The following is a 12,086-nucleotide window of genomic DNA, read 5'->3' as shown; positions in this document are numbered from 1 at the left end:
ATGAAGGGGAAAGCGCTAAGCGGCATGCTGGTGGCGCTGCTGACGCTGATGTTAGCCGCCTGCACCGTGGTGGATCTCGATGCCAACGGCAAACCCATCATGCCGAAAGATCCCAACGCCAAACCGGGCTACAGCGATCAAACGCCGCAGCAGATTGCGGAGTCAAGCTGGGCCAGCCGCGTGCAGCAGCCGGCTGAGAAGCAGGCGCTGAGCTGGGCGGATATGGAAACCAAAAGCCACACCGTCAAAGCGGGCGGCAGCGAAAGCGTGTTTGTGCGCGCTGCGGGCACGGTGACGGCGTTTGATAACAGCAACGAGCGGGAACGCAGCCTCACCATGACCATCAACGGCAAGCCGGTGAAAGTGTTGATTGGTCCGGTGCTGCGCGGCAACGCCATTCGCGATGCGGCCGGTTTCCGCTTCGAAGAGTTCACCAATCAGGTGCAGTACGCGCAGCTCACCAAAGCACTCAATCGCCACGCGGTGAAACAGCTGCCCGCGGTGGATGCCAGCTGGGTGGGCAAACCGGCGCAGGCGCTGCTGGCCGTCAGCATGGGCGCGGGCACAGTGGAAGATGTGGTGGCGGTGCGGCTGCAGCAGGGGAATCCATAATGAGCGACGAGATCATTCTGCAAGCCAATCAGATGTCGATGCTGTTTCCTGGCACCTTAGCGCTGGATCGCGTGGATTACCGCGTGTGGCGCGGCAAAGTCAACGTCATCATCGGCGAAAACGGCGCGGGCAAATCGACGCTAATGAAGATTCTCGCCGGCGTGCAGCAGCCAACCAGCGGTGAGATGTTCCTCAATGGCAACAAAGTGGCGTTTCACAGCACGCGAGACGCCGCGCGTCACGGCATCGGCATGGTGCATCAGGAGCTCAACCTGTTTGAGAACCTCAGCGTAGCGGAGAACATTTTCCTTGGCCGGGAAATCCAAAGCGGCATTCGGCCCATCAATGAAGCCGAGCAGAAACGCCGCACCGCCGCGCTGATGCAGCGCCTCGATCAGCCAATTTCACCGGATGAGAAGGTTGGCAGCCTGAAGGTTGGCCAGCAGCAACTGGTGGAGATCGCCAAAGCGCTGGCGGAGGACGCCGACATTCTGATCCTCGACGAACCGACCTCGGCGCTGAGCAAAACTGAAGTGGAGATCCTGTTTCGGGTGATCCGCGAACTGACGCGTCAGGGCGTCTCCATCATCTATATCTCGCATCGGCTCGAGGAGCTGATGGCGATTGGTGATGTGATCACCATTCTGCGCGACGGGCGTTTTCAGGCCGAAGCGCAGGTCAGCGATATCGACGTGCCGTGGATCGTGCGCGAAATGCTGGGCAGTGAACCTGTCGGCACTTTCCTGCCGCCGGATCGCCAGTTCGGTGCGCCGGTGCTGGAAGCCGAACACATCACCTGCGTCAGCCCGAACGGCAACACGCTGGTGGATGATGTCAGTTTTCAGGTGCGTTCCGGAGAGATCGTCGGCATTTACGGGTTGATGGGCGCGGGGCGCACCGAACTGTTTGAGTGTTTGCTTGGCACGCAGCGTAACTATCTCGGCAAGCTGTGGCTCGACAGCAAACCGCTGCCGACGCGTCTGCCGACCGCTGAACGCATTCGTATGGGCATGAGTCTGGTGCCGGAGGATCGCAAACGCTCGGGCATTTTTCCCATCTCATCGGTGGCGAGTAATCTCACCATCGCCAGCCTGTGGCGGCGTCTGTCGCATCGCACCGTGATTTCAGAGCAGGCGGAACGCGAAGTGGTGACCAGCACCGTCGGCAATCTGGCAATCAAAATCTCCTCGCCGGATGTCGCCATTAGCGCACTGAGCGGCGGCAATCAGCAAAAGGTGGTGATTGGCCGATCGCTGCTGACCAATCCGCGCTTGCTGCTGCTGGATGAACCGAGTCGCGGCATCGACGTCGGTGCCAAAGGCGAAGTGTTCCGCATGATGGTGAAGCTGTCGGAGCAGGGCATTGCGGTGCTGTTCTCCACCTCAGATTTGAAAGAGATCATGGCCGTAGCCGATCGCATCATTGTGATGTCCGGCGGCAAATTGACTGCTGACCTGCCGCGCGCTGAAGCGGAAGAGGCGGCGCTGGTTAAAGCAAGCGCACAAGGGTTCTGATATGAAAAACAATGGCGCGCTCGCGCTCGCATCGCCTGTCAAAGCATTCAACTCACGCGAAAGCCTGATTTTGCTGCTGCTCAAACTGCGCACCTTTATTGCGCTGTTTCTCATTGTCGGCTTCTTCGCTATCACGGTGCCCGATTTCCTCGCGGTGGGCAGCATGGTGATCATGGTGAAACACATCGCCATTAACGCCTTTCTCGCGCTCGGCATCACGTTTGTCATTATCACGGCGGGCATCGATCTCTCTATCGGCGCTACGCTCGGCCTGTGCGGCATGATCGCCGGCTGGCTGATTACCAAAGGCATTGTGTTGCCGATGTTTGGCATCGCTATCTTTCCCAGCGTGTGGCTAATCGTGCCGATTGTATTGCTGATTGGCGGCCTGATTGGTGCGGTCAATGGCTGGATCATTACCCGCTATAACGTGGCTCCGTTCATCTGCACGCTCGGCACCATGTACATCCTGCGCGGCACGGCGATGCTCACCTCGGGCGGCGAAACCTTCCCCGGTTTGCAGGGCAATGAAATGCTGGGGAACACCGGATTCGACAAGATTGGCGCTGGCTATTTCCTTGGTTTGCCGTGGGCCATCTGGATGATGGTGCTGCTGGCGCTGGTGATTGCCTACGTGGCGCGCCGCCTGCCGTTTGGCCGTCAGGTTTACGCGATTGGCGATAACGAACGCGCCGCTGAACTCTCGGGCGTGAAAGTGAAGTCGGTGAAAATCTGGGTCTATGCCATCTCCGGTTTCTGCGCGGCAATTGCTGGCATCGTGGTCTCGTCGCAGTTGGTGGCCAGCCATCCGGCGAACGGAACCTCCTTTGAAATGAACGCGATTGCCGCAGTGGTGCTGGGCGGTACCTCGCTGGCGGGTGGACGCGGCACCATTCTTGGCACGCTGATTGGTGCCTTTGTGATCGGCTTCCTCGCCGACGGTTTGATCATGATGGGTGTGAGCGAGTTCTGGCAAATGGTGATCAAAGGCATCGTGATTATCGTGGCGGTGATCATCGACCAAATGCAGAGCCGCATGCAGCAGAAAGCGGCGGTGGTGGCGCAGAAAGCGCTGATTGAGGAGGGCGGTAGCCCGGCAAAAAGTTAATCGGTTGGGTGCAGGCGCTGATTGTCTGCACCTTTTTTTCTTTATCACGAATAAATATTCATCCATGCTTTAAAATTCAGAGGTGTCTATGAATCCTTTCAAATACACGGTAGCGGATCTGGCAGCGAAAGCGCGCGCCGTGCGCCGCCGCATCATCCAGCTTAATGCGGGCAGCCCGGCGGGCGGTCACACCGGTGCCGATCTCTCACAGGTTGAGATCCTTACCGCGCTCTATTTCCGCATCCTGAACTGCGCGCCAGATCGCACCAACGATCCGCAGCGCGACATCTATATCCAGTCGAAAGGCCATGCGGTGGGCGGTTATTACTGCGTGCTGGCAGAAGCCGGTTATTTCCCCACCGAATGGCTGCCGACTTATCAGCATTCCGATTCGCATCTGCCGGGCCATCCGGTGCGTCAAAAAACGCCGGGCGTTGAGCTGAACACCGGCGCGCTTGGTCACGGTTTACCGGTGGCGGTCGGCATTGCGCTGGCGGCGAAGAAAGATAACAGCGACCGACGCATTTTTGTCGTCACCGGTGACGGTGAGCTGGCTGAAGGCAGCAACTGGGAAGCGGCGCTGGTGGCGGCGCATTACGGCCTCGATAACCTGGTGATCATCAATGACAAGAATAAGCTGCAGCTGGCGGGGCATACGCGCGACATCATGAATACCGATCCGCTGCCGGAAAAATGGCGCGCCTTTGGTCTGGATGTGAGCGAGTGCAACGGCAATGACATGGCGGCGGTGGTGGACGCCATCGAAAACCTGCCGCGCAACAGCGGCAAGCCACAGGTGATTGTGGCGCATACCGAAAAAGGCTTCGGCATCTCCTTTATTCAGGGCAAACCGGAGTGGCATCACCGTGTGCCGAAAGGGGAAGAGATTGCGTTGGCACTGGAGGAATTAAAAGATGAGTAATGCAAAACATTTGGCGACGGTAATGGTTGAGGCATTTATTGATGCGGTTAATCGCGGTGTCGATTTAGTGCCGGTGGTGGCCGATTCCACCTCAACCGCGAAAATTGCGCCCTTTATCAAAGCATTCCCCGATCGCCTGATCAACGTGGGTATCGCGGAGCAAACGCTGGTGGGCACCGCCGCCGGTCTGGCAATTGGCGGCAAAGTGGCCGTGACCTGCAACGCCGCGCCGTTCCTGGTTTCCCGCGCCAATGAGCAGGTTAAAGTCGACGTCTGCTACAACAACACCAACGTTAAACTGTTTGGCCTGAATGCCGGTGCCAGCTACGGCCCGCTGGCCAGCACCCATCACAGCATCGACGACATTGCGGTGATGCGCGGCTTCGGCAACATCGAAATCTATGCGCCATCCTGCCCGCTGGAGTGCCGCCAGATTATTGAGTATGCGCTGGCGCATGTCGGGCCGGTGTATATCCGTCTGGACGGTAAGGATCTGCCGCAGCTGCACGATGAAAACTATCAATTCCGTCCTGGCCAAATCGACGTGTTACGTGAAGGTCATGACATTGTGCTGGTGGCGATGGGCTCGACGGTTCACGAGGTGGTTCACGCCGCCGAGCAACTGCATGAGCAAGGCATTACAGCAGGTGTGATCAGCATTCCATCGATTCGACCTTGTGATACCCAACAGCTGCGCGAGCTGTTAAATCACTATCCAGCGGTCATTACCGTGGAAGAACACAACGTCAACGGCGGCGTCGGCAGCCTGGTGGCGGAAGTGCTGGCGGAAGGCGGCTGTGGCATCCCGCTGCTGCGTTTGGGCATCCCCGACGGCGAATACGCGATTGCTGGCGATCGCGCCTCCACCCGTGCCCGACATGGCATTGATGCCGCCAGCGTGGTGAAGAGTGCAGCGCGCATCTGTGCAGGAGCGTAAAGATGGCAGGTTCGTTGATACTGGCAATTGATGAAGGCACCACCAACGCGAAAGCGATTGCGGTCGATCGTGCCGGCAATGTGGTGGCACGCGGCAGTCAGCCGCTGACGCTGGAACATCCGCAGCCGGGTCTGGCGGAGCAGGATCCGCTGGCGATTTGGCAGGCGGTGAAGCAGGCGGTGAGCGCTTGTCTGGCGCAGTGTGCGGGGGCGCAGGTTGCGGCGGTGGCGATCAGTAACCAGCGCGAATCGGTGCTAATCTGGCAGCGACATAACGGTCAGCCGCTGACGCCGCTCGTTAGCTGGCAGGATCGCCGCTCGGAGGCGTTTTGCCGCGATTTACGCGTGGCGGGTAAAGCACCGCGCATCACCGGACTCACCGGGTTGGCGGTCGATCCGATGTTTCCGGCCGGCAAACTTACCGGCATGCTTGCTGCGTTGCCGAATGGATTTGCGCGCGCGCAGGCCGGTGAACTCTGTATCGGCACCGTGGATAGCTGGCTGAGCTGGCAGCTGAGCGGCGGCGAAAGCTTCGTCACCGATCATGCCAATGCGGCACGCACCCAACTCTACAACCTGCACAGCGGCGACTGGGATGATGAATTGCTGGCGCTGTTCCATATTCCCCGCGCGGCTCTGCCGCAGATTGTGCCCTCGGCCAGCGCGCAAGGCGTGGTGACACGCAACGATATTCCCGGTTTAGCGCCCGGCACGCCGATTTTGTCACGCATCGGCGATTCGCACGCTGCGCTGCAAGCGCAGCGCAACGGCAGCGAAGAGGTGGTGAAAGCCACTTACGGCACCGGTTCATCACTGATGATGTCGATGGCGACGCCGTTGCTGACGGAAAATGGCCTCAGCACCACTGTGGCGTGGCACGACGGCACGCTGCGCTATGCCTTTGAAGGCAACATTACCCACACCGGTTCCGGCGCGGCGTGGCTGGGCCGCATGCTGGGCATTCATGATCCGCGAGAACTCACTGCGCTGGCGCAGCAAAGCGAACACAATCAGGGCATCTATTTTGTGCCGGCGCTTTCCGGTCTTGGCGCGCCCTGGTGGGATTTGAAAGCGCGCGGCATGGTATGTGGCTTGACCGATGCGGCTACGCCGGAGGTGCTGGCGCGCGTGGCGCTGGAGTCGATCACCTTCCAGATCGCCGATGTGTTTTTTGCCATGGAGCAGGCCAGCGGAGTGCAACTTCCAGCGCTGTGCGTGGATGGCAGCGCCACGGAAAATAGCTGGTTGATGCAGATGCAGGCCGATGTCTTGCAGCGGCCACTGAAACGCGTACCCACGGCAGAAGTGTCTGCGCTGGGCGCCGCGCTATTAGCGGGCCGCACCTTAGGCTGGTGGCAGCAGGGCAGTGAGATGCAGGCGTTACAGGGCGGTAGCGTGATCACGCCGCGTGAGGATCAGGCGAAAAGCATGCAAGAGAATTATCACGGCTGGCTGGATGCGGTGGCGCGTTGCCGTTATCAGCCGCATTGATTACCGTTATTTAAATCGCGCACGCTTCGTAGCGGCGCGATTTATAGCGCTTTTAGACGTGTATCTCATGCCACATAGCGCAATAAATTGCGCCGCTACGATGTTGTACAGTGATAAACGTCCAGCGCTACTGGAAACGGTTGGCTTTATCACGCGCCAGACGTTCCAGCGCAAAAATCACCTGCTGTAGCTGGCGTTCCTGAATCGGTTCGATGGCGGTAAAGCGGAAGCTGAGGCGCGGTGTGGCGCGGGTTTCATTCTTGCTGGTCACTACGGTGCGTTCACCAATGTGCAGCAGCTGTGCAGTCACCTCAAAGTGACCATACTCAGCTAAATCCACGCGCAGGTTTTTAAAGGTATCGCCGCGATTGAGGCCTTCCGGTAGCGCTTCGTCCAGCAGCACGCCGACGCCGCCCAGTGACAGATCCTGCAGGCGGAAACGCGCGGTACGCCCATCAGGCCACTGGCTGTGGCAATAAAAAACCGGTTCCAGCGGCGCATTGACGCGAAAGAATTCACGACGTTGAATCTGCCACACCAGTTCCGGCAGCGACGCAGCAAAAGCGGGTAAGCCTTCGAATTCAACCCGCTGTAAACCGGTTAAGCCAAATTCGACTTTGGCACCGTGCGTTTCGGCGGCAATATTCACTTCGCCACCTTGCAGCGCTAAATCGTTATCCAGCGCGTTGCTGCCGAGGTCAAAGATCACCTGATCTTCATCGGCTGACAGCAAGCGGCTGATAAACTGACCGCGCGAAAAATTCACCATCAACGGGGTTTGAAAACGCAACAGGTCCTTCATCACGCCCAAAACCGCTAACGTGCCTCGCTTGAGGTATTGTTCTTTATCGGCTTCTCCCACGTCCTGCTCCACTTATCCGATTGTTATTTTCACGACTGACAATGCTGTTCGTCAGTTATCGGCGTCGCTGCGCTAACCTTTAGTCAGCTAACGGCTATTTACGGCGGCAAGTTGGGATGCAGATCATAAAATCCCGTCTATACTAGAGGCGGTGAACACATTGATTAATAACGTAAGGAGCAGTACATGGGTATTCTTTCATGGATTATTTTTGGTCTGATTGCCGGGATTATCGCTAAGTGGATTATGCCGGGTAAAGATGGCGGCGGCTTTATCATCACCGTGGTTCTGGGTGTGGTGGGTGCGGTTGTCGGTGGCTGGATCAGTACCCTGTTTGGTTTCGGTAAAGTTGACGGTTTCAACTTTGGCAGCTTCGTGGTGGCAGTGATTGGTGCCATTGTGGTGCTGTGGATCTACCGTAAAGTGCGAAGTTAATCGCGCCAGGATTTGATGAAATCCGCCATCCCGCAAAGGGTGGCGGATTTTTTTATGCCTGATTAAAAGTCGTAGCCCACCGTGGCCATGACCGTGCGCTCGGCACCGCGATAGCAGTAACCGGTGCCGTAACAGGCGGCCAGATACGTCTTATCGGTCAGGTTGTTGGCATTCACCTGCAGCCAGGCGCCTTTCAGCTGTGAGTTCCATGCGCCAAGATCGGCGCGAACCGACGCATCAAACAGCGTAACCGATGGCAGACGCGTGGTGTTCTCGTTATCCGCCCACTGTTTACCGATATAGCGCACACCCGCACCGGCGCTCAAGCCGTAGTCAAACTGATAATGTCCCCACAACGATGCCATGCTGTTCGGCGTCACATACGGCGTATGGCCATCGTTACCGTCCACCGAATCTTTGAAGCGCAGATGATTTAGCGTGTAGCCGGCGATGGTGCTAAAACGTGACGTCAGCTGATTACGCGCCTCAAGTTCAATGCCCTGTGAATGCACTTTGCCCGACGGCGTGTAAGTGCCGTCCAGCACGTTACGGTTGGCGACATCGTCCTGGGTCAAATCGTACACCGCGATTGAGTACATATCGCGCGTGCCCAGCGGCTGATATTTCACGCCCGCTTCATACTGCTCTGACGTAGTCGGTTTTAGCTGATTGCCGAAAGGATCGGTTAACGAAGCCGGCGTTATTGCCTGGCTCCAGCTGACATAAGGCGAGATGCCGTTCTCGAAGGCATATAGCAGCGCAGCGCGGCCGCTGATGTGATCGTCCTGACGACGGCTGGTGCCGTTTTCCGACACGATGCGATCGTAGCGTCCCGACAAATCCAGATGCCAGCGATCGAGCTGCAACTCATCCTGCAGATACAAACCGGTTTGATAGTAGCGGCGCGTCTGCGATGTCCAGTCGAAGTCCGGCATGATGCCCACTTCTTCGCCGTTCCACGCATTCAGCGCGCTGGCGGCACCGCTGGCTTTGGTGATGTCGTTTTTATAGCGATGGTATTCCGCGCCCAGCGTCACGCGATGCTGAACCGCGCCGGTAGCGAAATCAGCCTGCAAGCGGTTGTCGTTGGCCCACGCGCTCAGCGATGAACGCTCACCGGAGTAGTAGCGGTTCAGCAGGTCTGGATTCGTTGCGTTCCAGCCAATCTGATAAACCTGATCGAGCTCGGTATTGGAGTGGCTGTAGCTGCCGGTGGAGTACACCGACCACACATCGTTGAAGCGGTGCGAGAAGTCATAGCTGTAAATCTGCTCGCGACGTTTGAACTGATCGAGCGCAGTGTCACCTTCATAGAAACTGTCACTCAATTTGCGGCCATTATGGCTGTAGAGCGTGCCTTCCGCCGGTACCGAGCCGTGATAGCCGCCGGACGGATCTTTCTGCAGGTAGGCGCGCAGCACTAAGTTGGTATCTTCACTTGGCTGCCACATCAGCTGTGGCGAAATCGCATATTTCTCTTCGCGGGTGTGATCGTATTGGGTATCGCTGTTGCGCGTAATGCCGGTTACGCGAAATGCCCACTGATCGTTGATGGCGTTGGTGTAATCAAAGGCGGCGTTATTGGTGGCGTTGGTGCCGGTCGCCAGGCGGAAGTGGCCCTCTTCAGCAAACTGCGGGCGCTTGCTCACCATATTCACCAATCCGCCCGGCACCGTTTGGCCGTAGAGCGCGGAGGAGGGACCTTTAATCACATCGATGCGGTCGAGGAACCAGTTATCCACCTGCAGGATGTTGAAGCTGCCGCCGTCACTCATCACGCGCAGGCCATCGAGGAAGGTGTTATCGACATCGCCGCCGTGGAAACCACGCAGCGCGATGGTGTCATAACGCGTGGCCGCGCCGCCAAAGTTGGTGAAGACGCCCGGCGTGTAACCCAGCGCCTGATTGAGATCCTGCGCGCCCTGATCTTCCATCTGCTGACGCGTCACTACCGAAATTGACTGCGGCGTAGTGATCAGCGGCTGATCGCTTTTGCTGGCACCGCTGCTGCGCGTGGCGAGATAGCCCTGCGTCGGCGAGGTGGCGCTCTCTTGCGGTTGCGCTGTCACGACAATCGACTCTTCAGCGAAGCTTGCCGCGGGTAAAGCCAGCGCAAGCGCGCACAGTACGCGGCCACGTTTAAGGGTAAACAACGAGGTCATGGGAGGTTCCTGTTATTTTAATGGGAATAGCTATCGATATCAGATTGAGAATTATTATCTTTTGTCGCGGATGTTTCAAGATGTGAGTTTGTTGCTAGAGGAATGTGAGGAAAATGCACAGATGACAGGCACGAGCCGTAGCGGCGTGATTTATCGCGCATTGCACTGGCGAAACCTTACCCAGGTTCGGGTCGTGCAATAAATCGCGCCGCGACGGGAATGTGCAGTCGCCGGGCTACTTCGCCCGGCAGAATAGAGGTAATTACTTCGCGCTACTTAAAACCGGCATATTCGGGATATCGCCAGCGTTATTACAGGTTTTGTCTTTCGGGCAGTACTTATCCAGCAGCTTCAGCGTCACGCCATTGGTCCAGCCGAAGCCGTCCTGCAGCGGATATTCACCGCCGCCACCGCCGCCCAGCTGCGCGCCTTCAACCACGTATTTCTCGACCAGCTTATGTTCCTTGTCGTAGGTCGCCTGCACGTTCTGCAGGAAGCGCTGACCAATCTGTTGCGCCAACTTCGGCTGCTTGTAATGCTCCAGACCTTCCACAGCCACCCATTGCAGCGGCGCCCAACCGTTTGGTGCATCCCATTGCTGGCCGTTATTCACCGTGGTGGTCACCAGTCCGCCGGGTTTCAGCAGCTGTTTTTCAACTGCGGAAGCGGTGCGTTCAGCTTGCTTATCGCTCGCGAGCTGCATATAGAGCGGGAATAGCGTTGCAGCGGTCAGCTGTGAATGCACCTGCTTCTTCTGGAAATCGTAATCGGCGTACCAGCCTTTTTTGTCATCCCAAAGGTAGCGATTGATCGCCGCCTGACGTTTCTCAGCATCCGCCGCGAACTGTTTAGCTTTGTCATCCTGCTTATCCAGTTTGGCAGCTTTAGACAATGTTTGTTCGAGGTGGAAAATCAGGCTGTTAAGATCAACCGGTGCCAGCTGCGTGGTACGGATGGACGCCAGATTGTGCGCATCGGTGAACCAGCGCGAACTGAAATCCCAGCCCGAAGCCGCGCCCGCACGTAAGTCGCGATAAACCTGCTGCTTATTGCGCTCCGGCGCTTTATTCGCGGTGTTGACGTCATCCAGCCAGGATTCGGTACGCGGCGCATCGCGATCGTCCCAGTAACGGTTAAGCAGCGTGCCGTCGCTGAGTTTGATCACACGTTTGCTGGCCTGGCCAGCCGCCACTTTGTCGCTGTCCGCCATCCAGTAATCGTACTCTTTCTGCAGCTGCGGCAGGTATTGGCGATAGACGTCGTCGCCTTTGTGCGTTGCCAGCAGGTCAACCATCAAGCTGAAGAACGGCGGCTGCGAGCGGCTGAGATAGTAGCTGCGGTTACCGTTGGGAATATGGCCATATTTATCCAGTTCGGTGGCGAAGTTATCCACCATATCCTGCACGCGATCCCAGTGACCGCTCTCCGCCAGGCCGAGCATAGTGAAGTAGCTGTCCCAGTAATACACTTCGCGGAAGCGTCCGCCAGGCACCACGTAAGGTTTGGGCAGCGGCAGCAGCGAATCGTACTGACTGGCACTTTGCGCGGTACGCGTCAGCACCGGCCATAATCCGTTGATGTGCTCACGCAGGCTTTGCCCGGCGGGCGGCACATATTTGTCACCCTCTTTTGGCAGCGTGAAGTTGCTGTCGACAAAATGCTTGAGATCGAAGTTGCGCTGGTTTTTTTGCATCTGCCAGTCGGCCAGAATCGACGAGGGATTGGATTTCGGCACCGCATCGGCGAAGGTTTTCTGATCCGGATAAAATTTTGCCTGTTGTACCGCATTGAACAACGGTCCCAGGCGCACATCCGGTGGCTGCGGTTGATTGCTGAGCATGCGGCTTTGATCGTCGGCGTGTGCGGCGCTGGCACCGGCCAGCAACGCGGCGCTAAGTAAAAAGGTCAGACGCGCGGGCGTGAATACGGCATTTTTTATCATCGGTTTTTCTCCTTGTCCGAAAAGGTGGTGTGCTAACGCATTGACCACCCGAACAACTTTAGTCGTAATCGCGCCGCTTAGCCTCGCACAGCGGTGGAAATG

Annotated in this window: 10 protein-coding genes; 7 read left to right on the top strand and 3 right to left on the bottom strand. The window is 57.6% G+C overall.

Annotated features, from left to right (window positions below; all coding sequences use genetic code 11):
* From PZBJ_RS01005 to PZBJ_RS00980, 6 genes are all read left to right on the top strand, one after another.
* On the top strand, positions 1–612 hold the full coding sequence (locus tag PZBJ_RS01005) for a DUF2291 family protein (RefSeq protein ID WP_101761033.1): 612 nt from the start codon (positions 1–3) through the stop codon (positions 610–612).
* On the top strand, positions 612–2,126 hold the full coding sequence (locus tag PZBJ_RS01000) for a sugar ABC transporter ATP-binding protein (protein WP_101760788.1): 1,515 nt from the start codon (positions 612–614) through the stop codon (positions 2,124–2,126). The genes PZBJ_RS01005 and PZBJ_RS01000 overlap by 1 nt, the downstream gene beginning before the upstream one ends.
* Before the next feature lies 1 nt (position 2,127).
* Entirely contained in the window at positions 2,128–3,234 is a 1,107-nt protein-coding gene (locus tag PZBJ_RS00995; RefSeq protein WP_101760787.1) for an ABC transporter permease, read from the top strand.
* Positions 3,235–3,322: 88 nt separating this feature from the next.
* A complete protein-coding gene (locus tag PZBJ_RS00990) occupies positions 3,323–4,156 on the top strand; it encodes a transketolase (RefSeq protein WP_101760786.1) in 834 nt (277 codons plus the stop codon).
* Positions 4,149–5,093, top strand: a complete 945-nt coding sequence (locus PZBJ_RS00985) for a transketolase family protein (RefSeq protein WP_101760785.1) — start codon at positions 4,149–4,151, stop codon at positions 5,091–5,093. The genes PZBJ_RS00990 and PZBJ_RS00985 overlap by 8 nt, the downstream gene beginning before the upstream one ends.
* Positions 5,094–5,095: 2 nt before the next feature.
* A complete protein-coding gene (locus tag PZBJ_RS00980; protein ID WP_101760784.1) occupies positions 5,096–6,583 on the top strand; it encodes an FGGY family carbohydrate kinase in 1,488 nt (495 codons plus the stop codon).
* A gap of 127 nt (positions 6,584–6,710) precedes the next feature.
* Here PZBJ_RS00980 and PZBJ_RS00975 read toward each other — a convergent pair whose 3' ends face one another.
* On the bottom strand, positions 6,711–7,445 hold the full coding sequence (locus PZBJ_RS00975; protein ID WP_101760783.1) for a flagellar brake protein: 735 nt from the start codon (positions 7,443–7,445) through the stop codon (positions 6,711–6,713).
* 186 nt (positions 7,446–7,631) lie between these two features.
* Here PZBJ_RS00975 and PZBJ_RS00970 point away from each other — a divergent pair, with 186 nt between their 5' ends.
* The gene (locus PZBJ_RS00970) at positions 7,632–7,880 is read left to right on the top strand and encodes a GlsB/YeaQ/YmgE family stress response membrane protein (RefSeq protein WP_008102737.1); all 249 of its coding nucleotides are present in this window, start codon (positions 7,632–7,634) and stop codon (positions 7,878–7,880) included.
* A 62-nt stretch (positions 7,881–7,942) separates the two neighbouring features.
* Here PZBJ_RS00970 and PZBJ_RS00965 read toward each other — a convergent pair whose 3' ends face one another.
* Together PZBJ_RS00965 and treA are read right to left on the bottom strand one after the other, a co-directional pair.
* A complete protein-coding gene (locus tag PZBJ_RS00965) occupies positions 7,943–10,042 on the bottom strand; it encodes a TonB-dependent siderophore receptor (RefSeq protein WP_101760782.1) in 2,100 nt (699 codons plus the stop codon).
* 262 nt (positions 10,043–10,304) lie between these two features.
* On the bottom strand, positions 10,305–11,984 hold the full coding sequence (treA, locus tag PZBJ_RS00960; RefSeq protein ID WP_101760781.1) for an alpha,alpha-trehalase TreA: 1,680 nt from the start codon (positions 11,982–11,984) through the stop codon (positions 10,305–10,307).
* Between the last annotated feature and the right edge of the window lie 102 nt (positions 11,985–12,086).

The sequence above is a fragment of the Pantoea endophytica genome (genome assembly GCF_002858935.1).
Taxonomy (GTDB): domain Bacteria; phylum Pseudomonadota; class Gammaproteobacteria; order Enterobacterales; family Enterobacteriaceae; genus Pantoea; species Pantoea leporis.
The sequence above is the reverse complement of the archived record's forward strand: the minus strand, read 5'-3'. Positions and strand labels throughout refer to the sequence as shown.

Excerpts from the sequence above, each read along its gene's own strand:
- PZBJ_RS00995 (WP_101760787.1), top strand. The coding sequence starts at position 2,128 with ATGAAAAACAATGGCGCGCTCGCGCTCGCATCGCCTGTCAAAGCATTC.
- PZBJ_RS00970 (WP_008102737.1), top strand. The coding sequence starts at position 7,632 with ATGGGTATTCTTTCATGGATTATTTTTGGTCTGATTGCCGGGATTATC.
- PZBJ_RS00980 (WP_101760784.1), top strand. The coding sequence starts at position 5,096 with ATGGCAGGTTCGTTGATACTGGCAATTGATGAAGGCACCACCAACGCG.
- PZBJ_RS00985 (WP_101760785.1), top strand. The coding sequence starts at position 4,149 with ATGAGTAATGCAAAACATTTGGCGACGGTAATGGTTGAGGCATTTATT.
- PZBJ_RS01005 (WP_101761033.1), top strand. The coding sequence starts at position 1 with ATGAAGGGGAAAGCGCTAAGCGGCATGCTGGTGGCGCTGCTGACGCTG.
- PZBJ_RS01000 (WP_101760788.1), top strand. The coding sequence starts at position 612 with ATGAGCGACGAGATCATTCTGCAAGCCAATCAGATGTCGATGCTGTTT.
- treA (WP_101760781.1), bottom strand. The coding sequence starts at position 11,984 with ATGATAAAAAATGCCGTATTCACGCCCGCGCGTCTGACCTTTTTACTT.
- PZBJ_RS00965 (WP_101760782.1), bottom strand. The coding sequence starts at position 10,042 with ATGACCTCGTTGTTTACCCTTAAACGTGGCCGCGTACTGTGCGCGCTT.
- PZBJ_RS00990 (WP_101760786.1), top strand. The coding sequence starts at position 3,323 with ATGAATCCTTTCAAATACACGGTAGCGGATCTGGCAGCGAAAGCGCGC.